The sequence below is a fragment of the Sphaerisporangium sp. B11E5 genome, from assembly GCF_039871875.1.
Taxonomy (GTDB): domain Bacteria; phylum Actinomycetota; class Actinomycetes; order Streptosporangiales; family Streptosporangiaceae; genus Sphaerisporangium.
On the sequence record NZ_JBDPMD010000003.1, the window covers coordinates 141,989 to 167,277 of the forward strand.

Here is a 25,289-nt window from a genome sequence, read left to right on the forward strand (position 1 = left end):
ACTATGAACGACTCCGCCTATCCGCTGCCACCGACCACGACCGCCGACGAGCGGGAGAGGGGCGCCCGCGTGGCGCTGCTGCCGATCGGCAGCTTCGAGCAGCACGGGCCCTTCCTCCCCTTGGCGACCGACACCGTGATCGCGTGCACGATCGCCGGTGCGCTCGCCGCCGCGTATCCGGTGCTGCGTCCGCTGCCGCCCGTGACCATCTCGTGTTCGCACGAGCACGAGCACGACGCCTGGCCGGGGACGGTCAGCATTTCTGCCACGACACTTTACGCCGTTATTCATGACATTGCGGACTCTCTCGCCAGATCCGGAATTAACCGCCTGTTCCTCATCAATGGGCACGGTGGGAACTATGTGCTCGGCAACGCCGTCCAGGAGGCCGCCGGGCGGGGACGGCGCATGGGGCTGTTCCCCGGGCCCGCCGACTGGGACACCGCGCGGGCCGCGGCCGGGCTGGAGACCTCGTCGTGGACCGACATGCACGCGGGCGAGCTGGAGACGTCCCTGCTGCTGCACGCGCACCCCGGGCTGGTGCGGCCGGGCCAGGAGACGGCCGACCACGTAGCCGACGACCGGCGTCACCTGCTCACCCTCGGCATGGCCGCGTACACCGGGTCCGGCGTCATCGGGCGGCCGTCACTGGCCACGGCGCACAAGGGCAAGGACGTGCTCGCGTCGCTGGTGGAGTCCTTCAAGAATCACCTCGCCGTCCTCGACGCCTGACCACCACCGGTGCCACGGCGCAGGACCAGCACCGCGGCGCCGGGCAGGCTCGCGATCAGGGTGAGCAGGCCGTACACCACGGCGGCGGTGAGGCCCTGCTGCGCGCCGAGGCCCACCGCGCCGAACGCCACCGCGGAGAACGCCTCGCGCGGGCCCCAGCCGCCGACGTTCACCGGCAGGGCCATCACGAGCAGCGCGAGCAGCATCAACGGCAGCAACTCACCGACCGGCGCGGCCGAGCCCGCGGCCCGCACGGCGACGAGGAACAGCGTGAGGTGGCCGGCCAGCGCCGCCGCCGACAGGGCGAGCACGCCCGGCCAGGCGTCGCGGGCGAGCAGGCCGCGGCGCACGTCGGCCAGGGACGCGGCGAGCGCGCGGGCGGCACGGCCACCGGCGTGGGCGGCGAGCGCGACCGCGGCGACGGCCACCGCCAGGGCGGCGGCGACGAGCGCGGCGCCGGGCGCCAGACCGCTCAGCACGGCGGCGGCCAGCGACGGCTCGGCCGCCAGCATGACGAACCCCGCCGCGATGAGCACCACCTGGCCGCCGGTACGTTCCAGCACCACCGCGCGCACGGCGCGGCCGACGTCACCCGCCGTCCTGCCGTGCTTGACCGCGCGGTGCGCGTCGCCGAGCACGCCCGCGGGCAGCACCGCGTTGAGGAACAGGGCACGGTAGTAGTCCGCGAAGGCCGTCGGCAGGGGCAGCGCGAGGCCGAGCCTCCGGGCCACCAGGGACCAGCGCCAGACGCTGAGCACGGTGGTCAGCAGGCCGATGCCGAGGGCGGCGAGCACCTGCGGGGCGCCGACCACGGCGAACGCGTTCACGAACGCCCCGGTGCCGAGGCGCGCCACGAGCACCCCGAGGATCGCGGCGCCCGCGGCGACCCGCACCCACGGGCGCAGCAGGGGCCAGGCCCGCCGCCATGCCCCCGTGGTCCGTACCGCCGGGGCCGCCGGGAGCACCGGGGCCACCGAAGCCGCCGGGGCCGGCGGAACCGCCGGAACCGTCGGGGTCTCCCACCTGTGCAGGACCGCGAGCCGGGTCATGGGCGCGCCTCCGGGAGTGCGAGCAGGTCGACGTGGTGGACGGTGACGCGCGGGCCGTCCGGTGTGGCGAGTCTGCGGCGCAGGTAGTCGCCGGCGTGCGGGGCGAGGTCCGGGTCCTGCTCGACGGCGGCGGCGACCCAGCCGCGCAGCCACTCGGCGGTCAGTCCCCGCTGGTCCGGGCCGAGCCGCCACGGGCTCGGGCGGGTGAGCACGGTGGCGCCGCGCACGGTGAAGGCTCGTCCCGCCGCGGCGGCCGCGTCCGGGCCGAGCAGGCGGCGGCCCCCGGCGCGGCGGCGCTGGTGGGCGTTGAACGCGGCCATGACGTGCCGGTCGAGGGGATCGTGCGGCTCCAGCTCCACACGTCCCGCCACCGAGATGGTCAGCAGCGCGGCGCACCCCGCGCCGGCGCAGGCGGCGGCGAGGCCGTCCACCTCTTCGGCGGTGAGCAGGTCGAGCAGCGCGGACCCGGTGACCAGGGACGTGCCGGCCAGGTCGTGCGCCCGCAGGTCGGTGAGGTCGCCGTGCTCGGGGGTCACGGTGACGCCGGTCCCTCTCAGGCTCACTGTGGCAAGGGTGAGCAGGTGCGGGTCACGGTCGTGCAGCACCCAGTGCTGATGGGCGGGAAGGCGGGGGGACAACCAGCGGCCCATGGCGCCGGTGCCGCAGCCGAGGTCGCGGACGACCAGCGGGCCCTCGGGCAGGGCGGCGAGCAGCGGGGGCAGCAGGTCCTCGGCACGCGCGGCGGCGTCGGCGGGCTCACGCAGGGCCAGCCATTCGGGCGGGTAGCGGGTCTCGGCCGCGGCGGCGGTCATCGCCGCACCGGCCTGCGTGCGCGGACCCCGGCCACGGCCCTACCTGACCGTCGCGATCGCGGTGCGCGGACCCCGGCCACGGCCCTACCTGACCGTCGCGATCGCGGTGCGCGGACCCCGGCCACGGCCCTACCTGACCGTCGCGATCGCGGTGCGCGGACCCCGGTCATCGCCGTACCAGCCCGTGCAGAACGTCCGCGAGGAGTCGGGAGGTGCTCTCCCACGTGCTCAACATGACACGCCTTTCTTCGGCCGATGTCCGGAGTCGTCGGCGCAGGTCGGGGTCCCCCAGCCAGTCGCGCAGCGCGCCGGCCAGCGCGACCGGGTCCTCCGGGGGGACCAGCAGGCCGGGCGTCCCGCCGCCGGGTGCGCGGCCGAGGGTGCCGGGCAGTGCGCCCGCGGTGGTGGTCAGCACGGGTACGCCGCGGGCGAGGGCCTCGGTGACGACCATGCCGTAGGTCTCCTGGCGGGACGGCAGGACCAGCAGGTCGGCGGCGGCGTACCGGGCGTCCAGACCGGCGCCGGTGCGCGGGCCGATGAGCACGACCCGGCCGGTCAGCCCGAACCCGGCGATCAGGCCGCGCAGGCTCGCGACGTGACCGGGGTCGCGGTCGAGGGGCCCCACACACTCACACGTCCAGGGCAGGTCCGTGAGAGTGCCGAGCGCCCGGACCAGCACGTCGTGGCCCTTGCGCGGGGTCACCGCGGCGACGCACAGCAGCCGGGACACGCCGTCGGTGCCGGGGGCGGCCGGCGCCGGATCGACACCCGGCGGGACGGCGCGCACCTCGGGAAGGCCGTGCCGTCCGGCCAGGTCACGGGCCGCGTGCGCGCTGGTGGCGATCACCACGGCGGCGGCGCGCAGGGTCTCACGTTCCGCGGCGTCCAGCGCGGCGGCCACCTCGGGCGGCAGGCCGGTCTCGTCGGCCAGCGGCAGGTGCACCAGCACGGCCACCCGCAGCCGCTTCGCCTCAGGCGCCACCACCTGCGGCATCGCGCACGCGATCAGCCCGTCCAGCAGCACCACCCCGCCGTCCGGGATCGTGCCGAGCGCCCGCGCCAGCCCCTCCCGGTCACCGGGCAGCGGCCAGGCGCCGGGCAGCGGGATCTCCCGTACCGTCCAGCCGAGAGCGCCGAGCCCCTGGCAGACGCGCCTGTCGTAGTGGTTGCCTCCGCTCGGCACCCGCGTGTCGTCCACGTCGCCGGGCAGCACGACGTGCACCGCCGCGGCGGCCGTCACAGGTCGCGCTCGTAGCTCGCCCAGGCGACGTGCGACTCGTGCAGGGTGACCGTGAGGCCGGTCAGGCCGCGGGCCTGCTCACCGAGGTCGCCGGCCTCGACACGGGCGGCGAGACGGTCGGCGATGACCTTGGCGAGGAACTCGGTGGTGGTGTTGACACCCGCGAAGTCCGGCTCGTCGTCCAGGTTGCGGTAGTTCAGGGCGGCGAGGACGGTCGACAACTCCCGGGTGGCCAGCCCGATGTCGACCACGATGCCGTCGGAGTCCAGCTCGGGGCGGCGGAACGTGGCGTCCACGACGAACGTCGCGCCGTGCAGGCGCTGCGCGGGGCCGAACACTTCGCCGCGGAAGCTGTGCGCCACCATCAGGTGATCGCGGACGGTGATGCCGAACAAATCTGGTCAACCTCCAGCAGGGTGGTACACGACGCGGTGGCACAGGCCAGGTATGCCCCCACTCGTCATACGCGCGAGAACCTCGGGCAGTTCATCGAAGGGAGACTCGCTCGTGATCAACGCGTCGTACGCGGGGTCGGCGAGCAGGCGCAGCGCCAGGGCCATGCGCTCGGCGTACGTGCGGCGGCGAGCCGGGGAGACGGTGCCCACCTGGCTGGCGCGGATGCTCAGGCGGCGGGAGTGGAAGGCCTCACCGAGCGGGACGGCCGGGCGGCGGTCGCCGTACCAGCTCAGCTCGATCACCGTGCCCTCGGGGGCGAGCAGCTCCAGGGATCGCGCGAGGCCCGCCTCGGTGGCGCTGGCGTGCACCACCAGATCGCACTCCCCGTCGGCGACGTCCGGCGTCGCGAACCCGACCCCGAGCGCCCGCGCGACGTCCGCCCGCGCCGGGTCCACGTCCACGATCTGCACCCGCGCCCCCGGGATCCGGCCGAGCAGCCGCGCCACGCAGCAGCCCACCATGCCCGCGCCGACCACCGCGATCCGGTCGCCCACCAGCGGCGCCGCGTCCCACAACGCGTTCACCGCCGTCTCCACCGTGCCGGCCAGGATCGCCCGCGCGGCGGGCACCTCCGGCGGCACCGGGGTCACCGCGCCGACCGGCACCACGTACCGGGTCTGGTGGGGGTAGAGGCAGAAGACGGTGCGGCCCGGCCAGCCCGGCGGCCCCTCCTCGACGACACCCACACTGAGGTAGCCGTACTTGACCGGGGCGGGGAAACCGCCCTCCTGGAACGGGGCCCGCATCACCTCGTGCTGGCTGCCCGGCACGCCGCCGCGGAACACCAGCGTCTCGGTGCCCCGGCTCACCCCGGAATAAAGCGCACGGACCTGGACGTCACCGTCGCATGGCGGTGGCACGGCGACGGTCCGTATCTCCCCCGCGCCGGGTGAGCGCAACCAGAAAGCGCGCGCCTCGCGCTCCATCGGCAATCCTCGGCAATCGTGAGTTTCTCGGAATTCGCCCAATTTCGGGCAGGTCTCCGGCAATGATATGGGCCACGCCTGGTCCGGGGCGTGTGTGACAGGAGGTACGTGAGTGGCGACACTCGATTGGCGAGGCACCGGCATCACCGTCAGAGAACCGGTTCTGGGCATCGCCGCACAGATCGTCTTGCTCGCCGCGATGTGGATCGTGGTGGGCCTCGGCCCCGCCGCCTGGGTCGCCGGCACCACCTACGCCGTGATCCTCTCCGCCATCCTCACCTACGCCCTCCTCCGCTCCCGCGCCCGCTCCCTGGGCCCCGCCGGCCTCGTCACCCTGGCCCGCGCCGAGCTGGTAGGCGCCGTGACGGCCCTGGTCACCATGTCCACCCTGGGCAAACCCACCCCCACAGCCCTCCTGGTGACCCTGGCCACCGTAGCCCTGATCCTCGACGCCGTGGACGGCCAGGTAGCCCGCCGCACCCACACCGAGTCCCCGCTGGGCGCCCGCTTCGACATGGAGGTGGACGCGTTCCTCATCCTCGTCCTCAGCGTCCACGTCTCCGCCACAACAGGCCCCTGGGTCCTCGCCATCGGCCTCATGCGCTACGCCTTCGCCACCGCCGCCTGGCTCGCCCCCTGGCTCAAGGCCCCCCTGCCACCGAGCTTCGCGCGGAAGACCGTAGCCGCCGTCCAAGGCATCCTCCTGGTGACGGCGAGCACCCAAGCCCTCCCGCCGAACCCCACCACCCTCCTGGTGGCCACCGCCCTGACCACCCTGACGTGGTCCTTCACCCGCGACATCCTGTGGCTGCACCGCAACCGCCCGACCAGACCGCTCAACGCTCGTCCCCAAGCACCGGCTTGACATCCAGCACCGGCGTCCCGTCCAGCGCCTCCAGGTCCCGCACCCGCACCCGCGTCCCCTCCACCGCCAACACGGTCACCCGATGCAACCCGATCGGATTCGGCCGATCCGGCGACCGCGTACTGAACACCCCCGTAAGCGCCCGCGACACATCCCCCCGAGGCCGCACCACCAGCACATCCCGCCGCCCCCGATCCAGCCACGTCAACACCAGCACCTCGTCCCCCACCCGAAGATCCCCCGCCGCCTCAGCCACCTCAGGCACGAACACCACCCACGCGTCCGGTGCCCCCTCATCTCCCTGCCTGGGCGCACTGTCCCGATCCGTCAGCTCCGACTCGACCCACCCCACCGGCCGCACCTCGTACACCGCACCGTCCACGACCCCTCCTCCATCGATCATCACCAACAGGAACATGCTCCCGCACCAGAGAAAGGGGTGAGCCACCGAGCGGGATAGCCTGGCCGAATGCCCGAGCTCCAGCGTCTCCGTCTCGACCATGGTCCTGCTCTGCTCGCGTTCGAGAAAGAGAACCGCGCTTATTTCGCCGCGTCGATCCCCGACCGCGGTGACGACTATTTCGCCCGATTCGATGAACGGCACACCGCCCTGCTCGCAGAACAAGCCGCCGGGGTGTGCCACTTCCACGTGCTCGTGGACAACGGGGGCAGGGTTGTGGGACGCGTGAACCTGATCGACGTGGTGGACCGCTCGGCCGATCTGGGATACCGGATCGCGAACTCAGCCGCCGGACAAGGCCTGGCCACCCAAGCGGTTCATCAGGTCTGCACCCTGGCCTCAACCGAGTACGGCCTCACCACCTTGAGGGCCGCCACGACACTGGACAACGCCGCTTCGCAAGCCGTCCTCACCCGCACGGGCTTCGTCCCCGTAGGCGAGACCGTGTTGGACGGCCGCCCGGGGCTCCAGTACGAACGACACCTGGAGCCGACCGCACACGCAGCACTCGACAGCGACATCTGACACCACGCATGGCGCTTCCCCCTGCGCCGGTGATGGTCGTGGTCAGAAAATGCACCATTGACGAGACGATGGCGGCACCGCCGACGTCGAGGTGTTCTGCATCGCGTCGCGGGACGGGCCGTGTAGCCGTTCGGCCAGGGTCGCACCAAGAAGAAACAGCGCCGAAGGCACCATTTCCGAGGACGGGCGGCACTTGTCGACGGGCGGCACCGCGGGTTGCCGCGGGATGTGGCAGGGCCCCTCCTTTCCCGGGGATGGAGAGGAGGGGCCCTGCGGGGGCCCACCTCTCCGACGGGGGCGGGGAGAGGTGGGTGGCTTGGGGGGTTACTTCGCGTTGGCGGCGGACCAGTCGGTGTAGGTGTAGGGGTTGTCGTGCACCGTTACCTTGGGGACTTCGGGGTTCATGCCTGCTTTCCAGGCTTCTTCGCCGAGGGTGGTCGTCAGGTGGGTGACGGTGTTGGCCACGGCTTGGCGGGCGGGGGTGAGGTCGATGCCTGCCAAGTGGTGGTTGTGTTTGACGATACGGCCGTTGATCAGGACGGTGTGGACGTCGGCGCGCTGGGCTTGGAAGACCACGTGGCCGTAGGGGTTGAGCAGGGGGAACATGGCGGGGCTCGTGTCGTTCTTGATCAAGACGATGTCGGCTTTCTTGCCTGGTTCCAGGCTGCCTACCACCGAGTCGAGGCCCAGGGCCTTGGCGCCGCCGCGGGTGGCCCAGTCGACGACGTCCTCGGCTCTGAGGACGCAGTGGGTGACGGTTTCGGTGCGGGCGTGGGCTTCCAGGTGTTCGCGGGAGCGGTCGGCGCTCAGGGTGGAGCGCATGGCGGAGAACAGGTCGCCGCTCCACCACACGCTGGTGTCCATGGAGAGGGACGCGGGGATGCCGTGGCGGCGCAACCGCCAGCTCGGGGGGTAGCCCTGGCCGGCGCTCTGCTCGCTCTCGGTGGAGATGGAGACGGAGCCGCCGGTGGCGGCGATGCGGTTGTAGGAGTCGGGGGTGAGGGTGGCGGCGTGCACGTAGACGGTGGACGGCGTCATGAAGCCGTTCTCGTGCATGAGGCGGATGCCGTCGTCGTTGGTGGCGCCCCAGACGCCGGCGTGGGTGGTGACGGGGGCGCCGAGTTCGCGGGCGACCTCGAAGGCGGCGCGTTCGGGGAAGGCGGGGTCGCCGGTGACGTCGAAGGCCATCTGGAAGCCCAGCATGTCGCCGCGGCCGTGCAGGCGGCGGTTCACGAAGTCGCGGAACTCGGGGGCGGCGGACCATTCCCAGGGGGCGGCCTGGATGTTGCCGTACGCGAGCACGTACCGGCCGGGCACGCTCTCCAGGGCGTCCACGGCGGCGTCGGCGTGGTCGATGGTCCGCAGGCCGTGGGACCAGTCGACGAGCGTGGTCACTCCGGCGTCGATGGCCTCGATGGCGGAGAGCAGGTTGCCGGCGTAGATGTCCTCGGGGCGGAAGATCTTGCCCCATTCCAGGTAGTACCAGACGAAGTACTGGGTGAGGGTCCAGTCGGCGCCGTAGCCGCGCATCGCGGTCTGCCACAGGTGGCGGTGGGTGTCGATCATGCCGGGCATGAGGATGCCGCCGGTCGCGTCGACCACCAGGGCGTCGTCCGGGGCGGACAGGCCGTGCCCGACGGCTTCGACGTGTTCGCCGGCGACGAGGACGTCGGCGTCGCGCAGGACGGTATGCCGGTCGTCCATGGTGAGCACGGTGCCGTCGCGGAACAGCACCGGCCTGCCTGGGCCGAGGTCACCGGTGCCTGGGGTCGCAGCGCTCATGCCGCCCCACACTCCCTGCTTCAACGGACATATGTCCGTACAGCGGTCTAGAAATAGTGATGTAACAATGAAGTGAGGGAATTCCTCTGTCAAGAGCCATTCACCCGCTGTGGCCGCTGTGCGGACACCACGCCGCCGCCGAATTAAAGTCGTACGCGTCCCGTCCCCGAGTGAACGAGAGAACCGCCATGGCGCGCCAGCAGACCGGCCCCGACTTCATCGAGGCGCTCGCCCGCGGGCTCGACGTGATCAAGGCCTTCGAGGCCGGGCGGCCGGTCATGTCGCTCACCGACGTGGCGACCGCCACGGGCCTGGCCCGCCCCACCGCCCGGCGCATCCTGCTGACCCTCCACGAGCTCGGCTACGCCAGGCCCGAGCACGGCGGTTACGCGCTGACCCCCCGGGTGCTGGAGCTCGGCGTGGCGTACGTGCGCTCGATGAGCCTCTGGGAGGTGGCCCGGCCGCACATGGAGCGCCTGGTGGAGCGCACCGGCGAGTCGTCCTCGATCGCCCAGCTCGACGGCTCGGACATCGTGTACGTGGCCAGGGTCGCCGTCCCGAAGATCGTGACGCTGGCGGTGGGCATCGGCACGCGTTTCCCCGCCCTGCAGACCTCGCTCGGCAAGGTGCTGCTCGCCGGGTTGCCGCCGGCCGAGGTGGAGCGTGTGCTGGCCGAGCCGAGCCGTTCGGGCGTGACCCCCCGGTGGCGTCCGGGTCCCGAGGAGCGGGACGCGGTGCTGCGCGAGGTGCGGGCCCGGGGGTGGGCGATCACCGACCAGGAGCTCGCGCTCGGCATCAGGTCGGTGGCGGCGCCGCTGCGTGACGGTGACGGCCGGGTCGTCGCGGCGCTGAACGTCAACGCGCACGCGGCCGAGACCGCCGTCGAGAAGCTGGCCGATGAGCACCTGCCGCTGCTGCTGCAGACCGCGGGGGCGATCAGCGCCGACTGGGCGCGCCACCAGTCGGTGCCGCAGGTCACCATGGGCACGGCCTCCTGAGCCCGGCTTGACATCGGCGTGAGGGCGGCAAGAGACTGCCCGAAACGGACCATCGTCCGTCTGGTGGACGAGAGGATGCGGCACCCACGATGACTTCCCTCGGCGACAGCGACGCCGCGCCCCCGCGCGGGCCTCTGTCGGGACTGCTCGTGGCGGACTTCTCCCGGGTGCTCGCCGGGCCGTACGCCACGATGCTGCTGGCCGACCTCGGGGCCGAGGTCGTCAAGGTGGAGAGTCCCGGCGGCGACGACACCCGCACCTGGATGCCCCCGGTCCGCGACGGCGTCTCGACGTACTACCTCGGCGTCAACCGCAACAAGCGCTCCATCGCCCTCGACCTGACCGACCCCGCCGACCTCGAGGTGGCGCGGGAACTGGCCCGCCGCGCGGACATCGTGCTGGAGAACTTCAAGCCCGGCGGCCTGCGCAAGTACGGCCTCGACCACGCCACGGTGCGCGAGGGCAACCCCACGGTGGTGTACGCCTCGATCAGCGGCTTCGGCTCCGGCGCCGGGGCGTCCATCCCCGGGTACGACCTCATCGTGCAGGCGATGTCCGGCCTGATGAGCCTCACCGGCGACCCCGGCGGGCCGCCGTACCGGGCGGGCATCTCGGTGTTCGACGTGATGACCGGCCTGCACGCGGTCATCGGCGTGCTCGCCGCGCTGCGCCACCGCACCGAGACCGGCGAGGGCCAGCACGTCGAGGTCAACCTGTACTCCTCGGCGCTGTCGGGCCTGGTCAACCAGACCAGCGCGGTGGCGGCGGGCGGCGTGGTGCCGTTCCGCATGGGCAACGCGCATCCCAGCCTGTTCCCGTACGAGCCGCTGCCCACCGCCGACGGCGACCTGATCATCACCGCGGGCAACGACGGCCAGTTCCGCAAGCTGTGCGGGGTACTCGGCGTGCCTGAGCTGGTGGACGACCCCCGTTTCCTGCGCAACCAGGACCGCACCGCCAACCGCGAGGAGCTGCGTCCGCTGCTGGTCGAGCGGCTGCGCACCCGCCCCAAGATGGAGTGGTTCCGCGAGCTCATCGCGGCCGGCGTGCCGTGCGGGCCGATCAACACCGTGGACGCCGGTGTCGCGTTCGGCGAGGAGATCGGCCTGGACCCGGTGGTCGAGGTCGGCGAGGGCGACCGCATGGTGCCGTCGATCCGCAACCCCATCCGCTTCTCCGCCACCCCGGCGCGGTACGACCTGCCGCCGCCGCGGCTCGGCGAGCACGGCGCGGAGATCAGGGAATGGCTGGCCGAGCCGGTCGAGGAGACGCCATGAGCGAGAACGGCCTGAGCTTCCCCACGTCCATCGGGACGTCCGACCCGGCGACCATCCGGCTGCTCGGCCAGGACCTCGCCGCGGACCTCATGGGCAGGGTCGGGTTCGGCGAGCTGGCGTTCTGGCTGGTGGCGGGGCGGCGGCCGTCGCCGCAGGAGACCCGGGTGTTCGAGACCGTTCTGGTGGCGCTGGCCGACCACGGCTTCACGCCGACCGCCATCGCGGCCCGCCTGACGTACCTCAGCGCGCCGGACTCGGTGCAGGGCGCCCTGGCCGCGGGCCTGCTCGGCGGCGGATCCCGGTTCCTCGGCGTCACCGAGGACTGCGGCCGGTTCCTCGCCGACGTGCTCGCCGCCCACGACGGCCCCCCGCCGGCGGACGACGACGGCTACGACGCGCTGGCGCTGAAGGCCCTCACCGAGGCCCGCGCCGCGCGCAGGCTGGTGCCCGGCCTCGGCCACCCCGTGCACAAGGAGCAGGACCCGCGCACCCCCGTGCTGCTGGACATCGCGGAACAGGAGGGCCTGCGCGGCCCCCACCTGCGGCTGTTCGAGGCGATCGGCCGGGTGCACCCGCCGGTGCTCGGCCGCACGCTCCCGCTGAACGGCGCCGGGGTGTGCGGCGCGGCGCTCGCCGACCTCGGACTGCCGGTCGACCTGCTGCGCGGCTTCGCCCTGCTGGCCCGCGCGGCCGGTCTGCTCGGCCACATCGCCGAGGAGCGGCGCCGGCCGATCGGCATGGACGTCTACCTCGCGGTGGACCGCAACGCCGTGTACACCGGCGCCGGCGCACCCCCCGACCCGAGCGGGGAGTCCGGCGACGGCCACCCCGCGCCGCCCGCCGCGTCCTAGACCCGCGGCCCGTCCCCGGCCACTTTCCCGGAGGTCCCATGGCAACACTCGCCGCGGTGATCGCTTCGACGCATCACCCCTTCTACTACCGGGCGAGCACGGCGCCGCCCGAGGAACGGCCGCCCTTCGCCGACGAGTGGGTGGCCAAGATCACGGCGTTCCGTGAGACGCTCACCCGGGCACGTCCCGACGTGCTGGTGATGGTCGGCTCCGACCACTTCCACCAGCTCTGGCTGGACAACATGCCGCAGTTCCTCATCGGCAAGGCGCCGTTCTACGACGCCGGCTACTACAACGAGGAGCGGGAGTTCGGCCTGCCCCGCATGCTGCTGCGCGGGGACGAGGACCTGTCGTCCCACATGCTGCGCGGCGGCATCGACGCCGGCTTCGACCTGGCGTTCAGCAACGAGCTGCGCATCGACCACAGCATCACGTGCCCGATCATCACGCTGCGGCCGGAGGCGGACCTGCCGATCGTGCCGGTCTACACCAACATCTTCGCGCCGCCGCTGCCGCAGCCCAAGCGTTTCGTGCAGCTCGGCCAGATGATCCGCGAGCTGGTGGAGTCCTGGCCGAGCGACCTGCGGGTGGCCGTGATCGGCACCGGGCACCTGTCGCTGGAGCTCGGCGGGCCGCGCCAGTTCGGCCCGCACGGCCCGGACCCGGAGTTCGACCGCAAGGCCGTGGAGTGGATCGCGAGCGGCGACATCGAGGGCAGCCTCGCCGAGGTGACGCTGGACAGCCTGTGGACGCCGGGCAACGCCACCCACGGCTTCATGGACTTCATGCTCATGATGGGCGTCGCGGGCGCGGGGGCGAAGGCCGACCACGTGGACACGCTCGACCTGTTCCACACCATGGAGGCTTACTTCACCTGGTACCCGGGCGGTGCACCCGAATGAGCAAGTACCTCATCGACAAGTTCCTGTTCACCGTGGACCGCGACCCCGAGCTGGTCGAGCGGTACCGCGAGGACCCGCGCGGCACCGTCACCTGGTGGGAGGCCGAGCGGGCCGGCTCGATACTCAACTGCCACAGCGGCGAGGCCGGCACGTGGCTGAAGTTCGAGGACGACGAGCGGGAGGCCCTCGCCGCGCACGACCACGTCAAGCTGTTCGAGCTCGGCGCGCATCCGTTCCTCACGCTCACGCTGTTCATCGCGATGTTCGAGCGGGACTACGACGAGCCGCTGGGATTCCAGCTCGCGTACGCCGCGCGGCTCGCCCACTTCGACCTGCCCTACCCCGACATCGCCACCTGAGGGGCTGAACATGCGCGCCGCGTTCATCCGGGAATGCGGTCGGCCGCCCGAGGTCGCCGCGCACCGGGCCGTGCGCCGCGACGGTGACGCCGTCGTCGCGGTGACGGCCGCGCCGATCACCCCGCTGGACGTGCTGTGCGCGACCGGCACCTCGTACTTCGGCCGCCCCGTGCTGCCGTACGTGCCGGGTGTGCAGGGGGTGGGCGTCGTCGAGGAGGCGGCGGCCCTGGCGCCCGGCACCCGGGTGTGGTTCCCGACGGACGCCGGGATGCGTCCCGGGGACGGCAGCATGGCCCGCCGGTGCGTGGTGCCGGAGAGCGACCTCGTGGTGCTGCCGGACGAGGTGGACGACCTGCAGACCGCCGCGCTCGGCCTGTCCGCGGTGGCGGCGTGGGCGGCGCTGACCTGGCGGGCCGGGTTCCGGGCGGGTGAGCAGGTGGTGGTGCTCGGCGCGGGCGGTGTGGTCGGGCAGGTCGCGGCGCAGGCGGCGCGGCTGCTCGGGGCGCGGCGGGTGGTCGCCGTGTGCCGTCCGGGGGCCGCCGAGGAGCGGGCCAGGGCGGCGGGGGCGGACGCCGTCGTGACCCTGGTCCCCGGCGAGGACGCCTCCGCGCTGGCCGGGCGGCTGTCGCACGCGGTGGACGGCGGTGTGGACGTGGTGATCGACCCGGTGTTCGGGGTGCCCGCCACGGCCGCCACCCGGCTGCTCGCCCCGCACGGCCGGCTGGTCAACCTCGGCGGCACCGCCGGGGAGAGCGCCACGTTCGACTCGGCGGTGCTGCGCGGCCGGTCCGCCGCCGTCCTCGGCTACACCAACAACGACCTGCCGGCCGGACGCAAGGGCGAGGTGCTGCGCGAGGTGCTCACCCACGCCGCCGCCGGGCACATCCGTGTGGCGTACGAGGCCGTACCGCTGGACGACATCGGCGGCGCGTGGTCCCGGCAGGCGGGCGGCACGGCGGAGCACCGGCTGGTCATCGTCCCGTGAGCCCGTCGCGCCTGCGGCGCAGGAAGTCGCGTTCCGCGGCGTTGGCGGTGCGGGCCATCGCGGCGTCGTAGGCCCGCGCCGCCTCGTCCGCGTGACCGAGGCGGCGCAGCAGGTCGGCGCGGACGGCGTGGTACAGGTGGTAGCCGGAAAGGCCGAGGCCCTCGACGATGGCGAGACCCGCGCCGGGCCCGTCCACCTCGGCCACCGCGACCGCGCGGTTGAGCGCCACGACCGGGGTGGGGGTCAGGGACAGCAGCAGGTCGTACAGCCGCAGGATCTGCCCCCAGTCCGTGGCCGCGGCCACCGGGGCGTCGGCGTGCACCGCGTTGATCGCCGCCTGCACCTGGTACGGCCCCGGCCGGTCGCGCCGCAGGCAGCGGCGCACCAGGTCCTGCCCCTCGGCGACGAGCTCGCGGTCCCACAGGCCGCGGTCCTGCTCGGCCATCGGCACGAGGGCGCCGCCCGGCGTGGTGCGGGCGGCCCGGCGGGACTCGATGAGCAGCATCAGCGCCAGCAGCCCGAGCACCTCCGGCTCGTCCGGCATCAGCTCCGCGAGCACCCGGCCGAGGCGCACGGCCTCCGCGCACAGCTCGGCACGGGTGAGGTCCTCGCCGCCGCCGGCCACGTACCCCTCGTTGAAGATCAGATAGATCACCGCGAGCACGGGACGCAGCCGGTCCGGCAGGTCGGCCTCGGCGGGCACGCGGTACGGGATGCGCGCGTCGCGGATCTTGCCCTTGGCCCGGACCAGGCGCTGCGCCATCGTCGCCTCCGGCACCAGGAACGCCCGCGCGATGCGCGCGGTGGTGAGCCCGCCGAGCAGCCGGAGCGTCAGCGCCACCTGGGCGGCGGGGGCGAGCGCGGGGTGGCAGCAGGTGAAGATCAGCCGGAGCCGGTCGTCGCGCACGGGGCCCTCCTCGGCCGGTTCGTCGCGGGCGTGCAGCAGGGCGGCCTCGGCGTGCCGGTCCTCGCGGGACGCCTCGCGGCGCAGCCGGTCGATCGCCCGGTTGCGGGCCGTGGTGATGATCCAGCCCGCCGGGCTCGGCGGCGTGCCGGTGGCCGGCCAGGTGCGCACGGCCGTCGCGAAGGCGTCCTGGACCGCTTCCTCGGCGAGGTGGATGTCACCGAAGACGCGGACCAGGACGGCCACCGCGCGCCCGTACTCGGCGCGGAAGACGCGGTCGATCTCCGCGGCGGACGGGACCTCCACTCAGCCGCCGACGCCGTGGAAGGGCCGCACCTCGATGGGGAGCAGACCGATCGCCTCGGCCAGCTTGCGGCCCCAGGCGAGCGCCGCGTCCAGGTCAGGCGCCTGGATGATCGTGAAGCCGCCGATGTGCTCCTTGCCCTCGGTGTAGGGCCCGTCGGTCATCAGCACCTCGCCGTCCTTCGGCCGCAGCACGGTGGCGGTGCTCGGCTCGTGCAGGGCGCCGTTGAAGACCCAGGCGCCGGCCTCCTTCATCTCGCGGTTCAGCGCGGCCAGCCGGCGCAGAATGGGGTCCATCACGTCGGGACCGGGGGCCGGGCCGTCGGGCTGGTAGATGGTGAGCATGTAGTACTGCGTGTCCACGTTCCCTCCACAGGGGTGCGAGGTGTGTTCTCACCTCCTACACGAACGGCGTGCCACGACATCGACGGTCCGCGCGGTGGATTCTTCCGCTACCTCGCCGCGCCTTCCAGGTAGCGGGCCAGCGCGTCGAGGGTGGGGAGGCGGTAGAGCAGGGTCATCGGCACGGGGCGGCCGAGCCAGTCGGCCAGTTCGGTGTGCAGCTCGGCCATGGCCAGGGAGTCCAGCCCGTGTTCGTCGATCGGGCGGCACGGGTCCACCTCCCCCTCGGGACGGCCGAGGTGCCCGGCGACGCGGCACACCAGCCACGTGCGGATCTCGTCGGCGGCCCGGTGGCACGGCATCGCGGGCACCACGGTGCGGGGACGGCCCGGCGCGGGCGTCTCCGGGGCCAGGACCACCTCGGCAACACCCAGTTCGTCCGCGATGTCCTGCACCGGGGCGTCGGCTTCCCCGTCGCCCGTGACGACGGCTTCGGCGGGGACGGGCTCGCGAGCGACGTCCTCACGCGAGGGCACGACTTCCTCAGGCGGGGGTGCGACCTCCTCAGGCGGGGGTGCGACATGCTCACGCGGGGGTGCGACCTTCTCAAGCCGGGGTGCGACGTGCTCACGCGGGACGGCCTTCTCACGCGGGGGTGCGACGTGCTCGCGCGGGCGCGGGACGGCCGGTGGGGGGACGGTCTGTCTCTGGACGGCCCCCGGCTGGGTGGCGCCGCCCGTGACCAGGTGGATCACGGGGCGCTCGGCAGGTGTGGTGAAGAAGCGGCGCACCAGCTCACGGGCGTACGCGATGTTCGCCTCGATCAGCTCGAACGCGAGCAGGCTGCCCGCGTGGTAGGTGCGCTCCACCCCCTGGGACCGCTCGATCCTGTCCAGGATCCCGGACGCCACGTCGGCGGTGCCGAAGTGCGGCATGAACGGCCAGCGGACCACCCGGTCCACCTCCTCCAGGCGCCCGCCGATCCGTTCCAGACTCTCCGCCGTCCGGGCCACCAGGGCGTCCTCGTCCAGGCCCTCCGCGCCGTAGCAGTAGCAGGTGCACACGTCCTGGTCGGCGTACCGGCTGTGGTAGGCGACCAGCCCCTCGGCCGGGCCGGGGAACAGGAAGAAGCCGTGCCGGGGCACCCCGGAGACCCGGCACACCACCGTGCGGTAGTCGATGGTGCGGATCCGGGAGGCGACGTGACGCTCCAGGTCGGTGGGGGTCGCCAGCAGGGGCAGCACACGGTCGAGAGGCACGGTGAGCACCAGGTCGTCCGCCTCGACCACGCCCGATCCGGTGCGCACGGTGACGCCGTCCGGCCGGCGTTCGATCGACTCGATCCGCGCGCCGACCCGCACGTCGGTCAGTTCCTCGGCCACCTGCCGCCACAGCCGCGCGAAGCCACCCTTGATGGTGAAGGTGCCCGAGCGCCGGTCCAGGGAGTGGTTCGCGGGGATCAGGCCGGTGTGCTCGGCGTACGTGACGAAATACAGCGCCGGGATGTCCCCGGTGAGCGGGCCGTACCCCGCGCTGGTGTAGCCGGTGCCGAGGGCTGTGATCAGCCCGTTGAGGCCGAGCTCGCGCAGCAGGTGCGTCGCCGGGCGGGCCAGCGCGGCGCCGCTGTGGACGAGGCCGGTGCGGCCGGCGTGCGGGAAGTACTCATCGCGCAGGTGGCGGTAGCGCCCGATCACCTCGGGCGCCGGGAACGGCACCGGGTCGGCGCGCCGCCGCGCGGTGTCGTACACCAGGGCCGGGGTCGCGGGCTCGGTCTCGACGCCGAGCTCACAGGCCAGGCTCATCAGCTCGGTGTACCGGGTCGTGCAGATGTGCGCGCCGAGGTCGTACGCCCGGCCGTCCACCCGCACCGAGGCGGCCTTGCCCGCGACCTCCCCGGCGCTCTCCAGGACCACGGCGCGGTGGCCGAGGCGCTCCAGTTCGCGGGCCACGGTGAGGCCGCTCGCCCCGGCGCCGACCACGCAGACGGTCCGCCGTTCCGGGCCGGCCTCCGCCGGGGACTCGCGCACCGTGAGGGTGATCTTCCGCGGCCGGGGACGCTTGGGGGCGGAGGCGAGGCGGGAGCGGGCCGCGTGAGCCGGGCCGTAGGCGAGGGCACGCAGGTGGTTGATGGAGGCGGTCTCGTACGGGGTGCGGGCGAGGGCGATGCCGAGCCCGTCGGGGGCCACCACCGGGTGGAACACCAGTTCCTCGCCGGTGATGCCGTCCAGCAGGCCGTCGAACCGCACGGTGGCCAGGGTCCGGTACGGGTACCGGTTCTCGGGCCACTCCCTCGACGCGTCAAGCAGGGCCCGGTTGGCGTCCGGGTCGTCGCCGAGGGGGTGGCGCTGCACCTGGAGCAGCATCGTGAAGCCGCCCTCGGCGATCCGGGACCGCACGTCGTTCCACAGCAGCGACGGCAGGCGGTCGTCCGCCGGGTCGCGTTCCAGGGACTTCGGCGGGGCCGGCGGGAAGCGGCGGCCCCCGGGGTCGTGGAACCCGGCGTCCGGGGCGTGCTCGGTGGCGAGCACCCGGTATCTGATCAGCTCAGGACCTTCGTCCGTCACGTGGAGGCGGGGCGCTTTGGAGTAGTAGTGGTAAGCGACGAACGAGACGGCCTCGCGGACGCCGTCCCACAGCGCCTCCCGCATGCCGGGGAACTCGCGGGCCAGTTCCTCGTGCGCTTCGTCGCCGCCGAACACGAACTTCGTGAACGCCGCCGCGTGCGGCACGAACAGGCGCCGCCCGGTGGTCATCGTCAGGTTGAACGGCGACAGGCCCGGGTCGCCGGGGTCCTCCGGGTCGAGGAACATCAGCGACAAGCCGCGCAGGTCGGGCGCGACGTCGTCGGAGGACACCGAGTTGCTGAACCGCGCGAGGACCGGGTACCGCAGTCCCGCCGCGAAGAACGGGTGCGGGGACGCGCCCTCGGTGACCTCGATCTCCCCCCGCACGCCCACCGAGTCAGCGAACATGAATCGCCGTCCCGTCGCCCGGGTGCCCTTGACCACCGGACGGTATCGATTCAGCAGCTGCCGGAACTCCTCGTCGACCGCCTGCAACTCCGGATCGCCCGCGCCGGCCGATCCACGCACCCCGGGGACGACGATCCGGTGCACCATCACACACCCCGTTCCTGCGGGCTCACCGGCCAGGCGGTGGCCTCGCCCCTCAGGTACGCCTCGCGGCAGGCGGCGCGGCGGACCTTCCCACTGGTGGTCTTGAGCACCAGGCCGCGGGGGCCGAGCACGACCTCGGTGGCGATGCCGTGGTCCCGGCGCACGGTGCCGCGGACCGCGCGGACGATCTCGGCGGCCTCGCCGGGGCCGGGCGCGTCGCCGTTGGTCTCGACGAAGACGACCAGCCGTTCCCCGGCGGCCTCGTCACGCGGGGCGGGCACGGAGAAGGCGGCCACACCGCCGGGGCGGATCGCGGGGTGGGCGCCGCGCAGGCCGTCCTCGATGTCCTGGGGGTAGTGGTTGTGGCCGCGGATGATGATGAGGTCCTTGAAGCGGCCGGTCACGAACAGCTCGCCCTCGTGGACGAACCCGAGGTCCCCGGTGCGCAGGTAACGGCGCGGGTCGCCGTCCGCCACCGCCGCGCCGAACGTCGCCTCGGTCTCCTCGGGCAGGCCCCAGTACCCTCTGGCCTTGGTCACCGAGTCCACCCAGATCTCGCCGACCTCCCCCGGGCCGCAGGGCGCCGCGGTGTACGGGTTCACGATCCGCATCCGCGCGCCGGGCTTGGTCACCCATCCGCAGGCGTAGTACGACGCCGCCGGCCGCCCGTCGGCCTCGCCGGTCAGCGGCACGGCCCTGCCCCGCTCGATGGCGGCGGCGTCCACGCGCAGCGGGCCGCTGCCGCCCATGCTGATGCTGAGGGTGTGCTCGGCCATGCCGTACGTCGGGTAGAAGGCGTGCGGCGGGAAACCGGCCGGGGTGAACGCTTCGAGGAAGCGCTGCACGGTGGCGGGGCGGATCAGTTCGCCCGAGGAGCCGACGACGCGCAGCGAGCCGAGGTCCCACTCCGCGCGCTGCTCCGGGGTGGTCTTGCGGGTGATCAGGTCGAACGCGAAGTTGGGTGCCGCGGTGTGGGTGGCACGCACCCGCGAGATCACCTCGAACCACAACGAGGGCTTGCGCAGGAAGCTGAGCGGCGACAGCACGTACGTGCGCGCCGAGTGGCCGACGACGGTGTTGAGCAGGAAGCTGATCAGCCCGAGATCGTGGAAGTGCGGCACCCAGGTGACCGCCACGGTCTCGTCGCCCAGCCCGAGGTCCCGCGCGATGGCGATCAGCTCGTGGTGGATGTTGCGGTGGCTCACCACCACCCCTTTGGGTGTGCCGGTGGACCCGGAGGTGTACTGCAGGAACACCGGCTCGTCGAGATCGCCCGGCTCGTACCACCCGTCGAACACGTCGTCCGCGACGTCCCCTGGGGCGGTCCCCGGATGCGTGGACACCCACGGCACCGCGGGCCACCCGTCGTCCTCGGTCACCAGCAGCCGGTAGTCGTCGTGGGTGAGCAGGGCCGCCGCCCCGGCGCCCGCCACCACGGCGGACAGCACCTCCACGTCGTACCCGGGCCGGAACGGGTTGGGCGGCGCCACCGGCACGGGCACCACCCCGGCCGCCAGGCACCCGAGGAACGCGCTCACGAAGTCCAGCGACGGCAGGTAGACCAGCACGGCCCGCTCCCCCGGCCGCAGCCCGTGCTCCACCAGCAGCGCACGGATCCGCTCGGTCTCCGCCACCAGCCCCGTGACGTCGAGGGACGCGACGTCCCGCCCCGCCTCGTTCACGTACACCAGCAACACCCGCCGCGGCACCCGCTCGTACAACGCCCGCACCGCGGCCAGCAGCGTCCACTCGCCTTCGGGCAACCCCGGTACCACCCCGGCCCCCTGCCGTACGGACACTCCCCCGGAAGCGGTCACCGGCTACGTCCCCCTCAGCCCCCTGATGAACCGGACAAGCAGCTACATACTTACATATACCTCGCATTGTGCATTCTGAGAAACCGGCTCCGCGCCGGACCCGGAAATCGGGGCCGGCGCGGAGCGGACGGTCACGCGGCGTCGAGGCGGGCCAGTTCCTCCGGGGAGAGCTGGAGGTCCGCGGCCCTGGCCGAGTCCTCGATGGTCTCCGGGCGGGAGGAGCCGGGGATCGGGATCACCACGGGGGCCTTGGCCAGCATCCAGGCCAGGCAGACCTGCTGCGGGCTGACACCGTGGTCGCGGGCGACGTCGGTGAACGCGGTGAAGCGGTCGCCGAGGTCACCGGCCCGGGCGATGCCGCCGAGCGGGCTCCACGGCAGGAAGGCGATGTCCATCTCGGCGCACAGCTCCAGCTCGGGCTCGCTGGAGCGGAAGGCCGGCGAGAACTGGTTCTGCACGCTCACCAGTCGGCCGCCGAGGATCTCGTTCGCCAGGCGGATCTGCTCCGGATTCGCATTGGAGATGCCGGCGAAGCGGATCTTCCCGGCGTCCAGCAGGTCACGGATCGCGCCCACCGAGTCGGCGTAGGGCACCTTGGGGTCCGGGCGGTGGAACTGGTACAGGCCGATCGCCTCGCCGCCGAGGCGCTTGAGAGAGGCGTCGCAGGCCTGCTTGATGTAGTCCGGCGAGCCGTTGACGTACCAGGAGCCGTCGCCGGGGCGCAGGTGGCCGCCCTTGGTCGCCACCAGCACGCCCGAGGCGTCGCCCCCGTAGCTGGCCAGCGCCTGGGCGATCAGCACCTCGTTGTGACCGATGTCGTCGGCGTAGAGGTGGTAGGCGTCCGCGGTGTCGATCAGGGTGATCCCGGCGTCCAGCGCCGCGTGGATCGTCCGGATCGAGCGCCCTTCGTCCGGCCGCCCCTCGATGGACATCGGCATGCCGCCGAGCCCGATCGCCCCCACCTGCACGTCACCGATACGGCGTGTCTGCATGACGAACCTCCTCAAAGCCATCATCAGAAGCCACCCATAACCAGCGGACAGCCCATTACGCCACTAGCGCCGGGTTTGTTCGCTTTCTCACCTTAGGCCGAGGCAGGCATGGCCCGACGACCCCCTCCGCCCAGGGCGAAGGTCAGGAAAGGTGTAGGAAAGACACCAGCGCGTCTCCCACGAGCGGGGACCCGGCCCGGAGGGGGCAGGCAGTGATCATCAAGTCCGCCGACGTCGTGGTGACGAGCCCGGACCGCAACTTCGTCACCCTGCGCGTCGTCACGGACGAGGGACTCGCCGGCCTCGGCGACGCCACCCTGAACGGCCGCGAGCTCGCCGTGGCCTCCTACCTGCGCGACCACGTGGTCCCGCTGCTCATCGGCCGGGACGCGCACGCCATCGAGGACACCTGGCAGTTCCTCTACCGCGGGGCGTACTGGCGCAGGGGCCCGGTCACCATGGCCGCCATCGCCGCCGTCGACGTGGCGCTGTGGGACCTGAAGGCCCAGGCCGCGGGCATGCCGCTGTACCAGCTCCTCGGCGGCGCCAGCCGCACCGGGCTGCTCGCCTACGGCCACGCCAGCGGCCGGGACCTCCCGGAGATCTTCGACTCCATCCACCGCCACCTGGACGAGGGCTACCGCGCCATCCGCGTGCAGGCCGGCGTCCCCGGCCTGAACGCGATCTACGGCATCGCGGCCAACACCACCGCCCCCGGCAACACCGGCAAACGCTACGACCACGAGCCCGCCCAGCGTGCCGCCCTCCCCGCCGAGGAGGACTGGGACACCCGCGCCTACCTGCGCCACATCCCCGCCGTCTTCGAGGCCGTGCGGAACGAGTTCGGCCCCGCCCTCCCGCTGCTGCACGACGCCCACCACCGCCTCACCCCCATCGAGGCCGCCCGCCTGGGCAAGTCGCTGGAGCCCTACGACCTGTTCTGGCTGGAGGACTGCACCCCCGCAGAGAACCAGGAGGCGCTGCGTCTGGTCCGCCACCACACCACGACCCCCCTCGCCATCGGCGAGGTCTTCAACACCGTCTGGGACTATCAGCAGGTCATACGCGAGCAGCTCATCGACTACGTGCGCTCCGCCGTCACCCACACCGGCGGCGTCACCCACCTGAAGCGCGTGCTGGAGTTCGCCGCCCAGTACCAGATCAAGTCCGGCATCCACGGCCCCACCGACATCTCCCCTGTCGGCATGGCCGCGGCCCTCCACCTGGGGCTCGCCATCCACAACTTCGGCATTCAGGAGTACATGAGACACGGAGCGCTCACCGACACCGTCTTCCAGCAGTCCTTCACCTTCACCGACGGTCTCCTGCACCCCGGCGACCGCCCCGGGCTCGGGGTGACACTGGACCTTGAGGCGGCGGCCCGGTTCCCGTATCAGGCGGCGTATCTTCCTTTCAATCGCCTGCGGGACGGGACGCTCCACGAGTGGTAACGGGTATTTGTCCGTCAGTGTCGCGATCTGCGGTGATACGACGGAAATTAACGTTTACTCAGGGAATTCGCCCGCCATGGAGCACCACTCCTTAACCGGTATAGAACTGGGCGGAATGGTACTGTTCGTCGGCGAAGTGTCGCGACAAGGGGCTACCCTTGGCGCACCTTGAGTGATCATCCGATTCTGTGGGGTGGAGCTTGACGGTTCCTCGGGTCCTGGGGTTCAGAGGGCCGGAAAGAATCGGCGACTACCAGATCTCGGCGCTGCTCGGCGAGGGCGGGCAGGGCGCCGTCTACCTCGGCCGGTCGCCGGACGGCGCGCGGGTGGCCATCAAGGTGCTGCACCCGCGGTTCGCCGACGACCCCGAGCCCCGGCGGCGGTTCCTGCGCGAGGCGGAGGTCGCGGCGAGCGTCGCCGCCTTCTGCACGGCCAGGGTCCTCGGCACCGGCATCGCGGGCGACCAGCCGTACATCGTCAGCGAGTACGTCCCCGGGCCGTCCCTCGACCAACTGGTGCGGACCGACGGGCCGCGGACCGGCAGCGGCCTCGAGCGGCTGGCCGTCTCCACGCTGACCGCGCTGTCCTCCATCCACCGCGGCGGGATCGTGCACCGCGATTTCAAGCCGGCCAACGTCATCCTGGGTCCCGAGGGCCCTGTCGTGATCGACTTCGGCATCGCCCGCGCGCTCGACCACATGAGCCACAACACCCATCTGGTCGGCACCCCCGCGTACATGTCGCCCGAGCAGCTCACCGACCACCCGCTGACCCCGGCCTCCGACATGTTCTCGTGGGCCGGCACGATGGTCTTCGCGGCGACCGGGCGCGCCCCCTTCCCCGCCACGTTCATCCCGGCGATCCTGGCCGCGGTCCTGTACGGCGAACCCGACCTGACCGGCGTGCCCGAGCCCCTGCGCCGGCTCGTGGCCGCCTGCCTCGTGAAGGACCCCGCCGAGCGCCCGCGGGCCGACCGCCTGTTGCACGACCTCACCTCCGGCGACACGGTGAACCTGCGTCCGGCCGGCCGCCACTCCGCCGAACGCCGGCGGACCTCCCACCTGGCGGCCCCGCCGCGTCCCGCCCGCACGCTCGTCGACCCGTCCGCGACCCCGGCACCGGACCCGCACCCCACCTCCGCGCACCCCACCTCCGCGCACCCGGCCCCCGCGCACCCGGCCCCCGCGCACCCCACCTCCGCGAACCCCCCGGCGCCCGGCCAGGCGCACACCACGCGGGACCCCGTCCCTGACGGCCGCACGACCTCACTGGCCAGGCCGGGCCGCCGCCGTGGCGGACGCGGACGGGGGCCGCTGTACGCCGCCGCGGCCGTGGCCGCCGCCCTGGTGGTGACGGGAGCGCTGCTCGTCCCCTCGTGGTTCGGCGCCGCGCCCCCCGGGGCGTCCCTGGACCTCGGGTACTTCCCCAGGCTCGACGTCGCCGACCGCTTCACCGCGGACACCTCCACGCAGTACACCAGCCACCAGCCGAACCGTGCCGAGACCCTCCCCGAGCGCAAGGTCGGCGGCGGGAAGTACGCCGTGACGGCACCCGTCCCGTTCTTCAGCATGGTCACCGGTCCCGGCATGCCGTCCTCCGGCCAGGTGGTCAGCATCGTCACCGCGGGCCGGTTCGCGGGCACCGGCGGGCCCGAGGACAGCGTCTTCGTGGGCTGGGTGAAGAACGGCGGCAGCTACGTCACGGCCTGGTACAACAACACCCGCAAGGACACGGGCATGGACATCCGCCAGGACGGCGGCTTCCTCGGCACCCCGAGCGCCATCCCCCTGACCCTCAAGCCGGGCGACCGGCTGGCGCTGGTCCTGTCCGGCGACACCCTCAGTTCCTACGCCGAGACCGGCGGCACGTGGCGCCGCCTCCGCACCACCTCCGTCGCGCCCTTTCTCTCCACGCCGGAGGACCGCCGCCAGTACCGCTACGGCTTCGGCCTGCGCGGCACCCGCGGCACCATGAGCATCGCCGGCGCCGAGGGGCGCGGCACGGCCGAGTAGCCGCGCCGGTTTTTCCTTCACCGGCGACGCGCGAAAGCAATGCAAGCGATGTGCAAGCGAAGTTATGAAAAATAGGTGACGCAGGGAGATGGGTGTGCGCGATCACGTCCATTCAATGCGTAAAATTTCACCG

23 protein-coding genes are annotated in these 25,289 nt (G+C 72.8%); 11 read left to right on the forward strand and 12 right to left on the reverse strand.

All coding sequences use genetic code 11. The features are described from left to right. Positions 1–3: 3 nt before the first annotated feature. The gene (locus tag ABGB17_RS04630) at positions 4–732 is read left to right on the forward strand and encodes a creatininase family protein (protein WP_347626481.1); all 729 of its coding nucleotides are present in this window, start codon (positions 4–6) and stop codon (positions 730–732) included. Here the strand turns inward: ABGB17_RS04630 and ABGB17_RS04635 are convergent. The 5 genes from ABGB17_RS04635 to ABGB17_RS04655 all read right to left on the reverse strand — a co-directional run bounded on the left by ABGB17_RS04635 (position 708) and on the right by ABGB17_RS04655 (position 5,215). Continuing rightward, positions 708–1,781 (reverse strand): lysylphosphatidylglycerol synthase transmembrane domain-containing protein, encoded by a 1,074-nt coding sequence (locus ABGB17_RS04635; protein WP_347626482.1) that lies wholly within the window; start codon positions 1,779–1,781, stop codon positions 708–710. The genes ABGB17_RS04630 and ABGB17_RS04635 overlap by 25 nt on opposite strands. Further along, the gene (locus ABGB17_RS04640) at positions 1,778–2,593 is read right to left on the reverse strand and encodes a class I SAM-dependent methyltransferase (RefSeq protein ID WP_347626483.1); all 816 of its coding nucleotides are present in this window, start codon (positions 2,591–2,593) and stop codon (positions 1,778–1,780) included. Before ABGB17_RS04640 ends, ABGB17_RS04635 begins: the two co-directional genes overlap by 4 nt. Before the next feature lie 166 nt (positions 2,594–2,759). Beyond that, a complete protein-coding gene (locus ABGB17_RS04645; RefSeq protein WP_347626484.1) occupies positions 2,760–3,833 on the reverse strand; it encodes a glycosyltransferase family 4 protein in 1,074 nt (357 codons plus the stop codon). After that, positions 3,830–4,228, reverse strand: a complete 399-nt coding sequence (locus ABGB17_RS04650; protein ID WP_347626485.1) for a 6-carboxytetrahydropterin synthase — start codon at positions 4,226–4,228, stop codon at positions 3,830–3,832. The genes ABGB17_RS04645 and ABGB17_RS04650 overlap by 4 nt, the downstream gene beginning before the upstream one ends. 6 nt (positions 4,229–4,234) lie before the next feature. Beyond that, entirely contained in the window at positions 4,235–5,215 is a 981-nt protein-coding gene (locus ABGB17_RS04655) for a zinc-binding alcohol dehydrogenase (protein ID WP_347626486.1), read from the reverse strand. A 112-nt stretch (positions 5,216–5,327) separates the two neighbouring features. Here ABGB17_RS04655 and ABGB17_RS04660 point away from each other — a divergent pair, with 112 nt between their 5' ends. Further along, a complete protein-coding gene (locus ABGB17_RS04660; RefSeq protein ID WP_347626487.1) occupies positions 5,328–6,080 on the forward strand; it encodes a CDP-alcohol phosphatidyltransferase family protein in 753 nt (250 codons plus the stop codon). On the opposite strand, the gene tsaA is transcribed toward ABGB17_RS04660, so the two are convergent. Then, positions 6,052–6,462 (reverse strand): tRNA (N6-threonylcarbamoyladenosine(37)-N6)-methyltransferase TrmO, encoded by a 411-nt coding sequence (gene tsaA / locus ABGB17_RS04665; RefSeq protein WP_347626489.1) that lies wholly within the window; start codon positions 6,460–6,462, stop codon positions 6,052–6,054. The genes ABGB17_RS04660 and tsaA overlap by 29 nt on opposite strands. Positions 6,463–6,549: 87 nt before the next feature. Between tsaA and ABGB17_RS04670 the strand changes: the two genes are divergently transcribed. Continuing rightward, on the forward strand, positions 6,550–7,065 hold the full coding sequence (locus ABGB17_RS04670) for a GNAT family N-acetyltransferase (protein ID WP_347626490.1): 516 nt from the start codon (positions 6,550–6,552) through the stop codon (positions 7,063–7,065). Between the two features lie 324 nt (positions 7,066–7,389). On the opposite strand, the gene ABGB17_RS04675 is transcribed toward ABGB17_RS04670, so the two are convergent. After that, positions 7,390–8,847, reverse strand: coding sequence for an amidohydrolase family protein (locus ABGB17_RS04675; RefSeq protein ID WP_347626492.1), 1,458 nt, complete (start codon positions 8,845–8,847; stop codon positions 7,390–7,392). Between the two features lie 170 nt (positions 8,848–9,017). Between ABGB17_RS04675 and ABGB17_RS04680 the strand changes: the two genes are divergently transcribed. From ABGB17_RS04680 to ABGB17_RS04705, 6 genes are all read left to right on the forward strand, one after another. Then, complete coding sequence (locus ABGB17_RS04680; protein ID WP_347626493.1) at positions 9,018–9,845, forward strand: IclR family transcriptional regulator C-terminal domain-containing protein; 828 nt, start codon at positions 9,018–9,020, stop codon at positions 9,843–9,845. Positions 9,846–9,934: 89 nt separating this feature from the next. After that, a complete protein-coding gene (locus ABGB17_RS04685; protein ID WP_347626494.1) occupies positions 9,935–11,122 on the forward strand; it encodes a CoA transferase in 1,188 nt (395 codons plus the stop codon). Further along, a complete protein-coding gene (locus tag ABGB17_RS04690) occupies positions 11,119–11,973 on the forward strand; it encodes a citryl-CoA lyase (protein ID WP_347626495.1) in 855 nt (284 codons plus the stop codon). Before ABGB17_RS04685 ends, ABGB17_RS04690 begins: the two co-directional genes overlap by 4 nt. Positions 11,974–12,011: 38 nt before the next feature. Beyond that, complete coding sequence (locus tag ABGB17_RS04695; RefSeq protein WP_347626496.1) at positions 12,012–12,875, forward strand: extradiol ring-cleavage dioxygenase; 864 nt, start codon at positions 12,012–12,014, stop codon at positions 12,873–12,875. Then, the gene (locus ABGB17_RS04700; RefSeq protein ID WP_347626497.1) at positions 12,872–13,234 is read left to right on the forward strand and encodes a hypothetical protein; all 363 of its coding nucleotides are present in this window, start codon (positions 12,872–12,874) and stop codon (positions 13,232–13,234) included. The genes ABGB17_RS04695 and ABGB17_RS04700 overlap by 4 nt, the downstream gene beginning before the upstream one ends. Positions 13,235–13,244: 10 nt before the next feature. Beyond that, positions 13,245–14,219: a zinc-binding dehydrogenase gene (locus tag ABGB17_RS04705; protein WP_347626498.1), complete on the forward strand. Its 975-nt coding sequence runs from the start codon at positions 13,245–13,247 to the stop codon at positions 14,217–14,219. Here ABGB17_RS04705 and ABGB17_RS04710 read toward each other — a convergent pair. The 5 genes from ABGB17_RS04710 to ABGB17_RS04730 form a co-directional block, all read right to left on the reverse strand. Next, positions 14,206–15,429 carry a sigma-70 family RNA polymerase sigma factor gene (locus tag ABGB17_RS04710; protein ID WP_347626499.1) on the reverse strand — a complete coding sequence of 408 codons (1,224 nt, stop codon included), beginning with the start codon at positions 15,427–15,429 and terminating at the stop codon, positions 14,206–14,208. The genes ABGB17_RS04705 and ABGB17_RS04710 overlap by 14 nt on opposite strands. Then, on the reverse strand, positions 15,430–15,789 hold the full coding sequence (locus tag ABGB17_RS04715) for a YciI family protein (RefSeq protein ID WP_347626501.1): 360 nt from the start codon (positions 15,787–15,789) through the stop codon (positions 15,430–15,432). It abuts the gene before it with no gap. Positions 15,790–15,878: 89 nt separating this feature from the next. Further along, entirely contained in the window at positions 15,879–18,887 is a 3,009-nt protein-coding gene (locus ABGB17_RS04720; protein ID WP_347626701.1) for an FAD-dependent oxidoreductase, read from the reverse strand. Further along, a complete protein-coding gene (locus ABGB17_RS04725; RefSeq protein ID WP_347626502.1) occupies positions 18,887–20,701 on the reverse strand; it encodes a fatty acyl-AMP ligase in 1,815 nt (604 codons plus the stop codon). Before ABGB17_RS04725 ends, ABGB17_RS04720 begins: the two co-directional genes overlap by 1 nt. A gap of 131 nt (positions 20,702–20,832) precedes the next feature. Beyond that, positions 20,833–21,693: an aldo/keto reductase gene (locus ABGB17_RS04730; RefSeq protein WP_347626503.1), complete on the reverse strand. Its 861-nt coding sequence runs from the start codon at positions 21,691–21,693 to the stop codon at positions 20,833–20,835. A gap of 212 nt (positions 21,694–21,905) precedes the next feature. Between ABGB17_RS04730 and manD the strand changes: the two genes are divergently transcribed. Both manD and ABGB17_RS04740 read left to right on the forward strand, forming a co-directional pair. After that, a complete protein-coding gene (gene manD, locus ABGB17_RS04735; RefSeq protein WP_347626504.1) occupies positions 21,906–23,144 on the forward strand; it encodes a D-mannonate dehydratase ManD in 1,239 nt (412 codons plus the stop codon). 200 nt (positions 23,145–23,344) lie between these two features. Next, a complete protein-coding gene (locus tag ABGB17_RS04740) occupies positions 23,345–25,156 on the forward strand; it encodes a serine/threonine-protein kinase (RefSeq protein WP_347626505.1) in 1,812 nt (603 codons plus the stop codon). Positions 25,157–25,289: the final 133 nt, after the last annotated feature.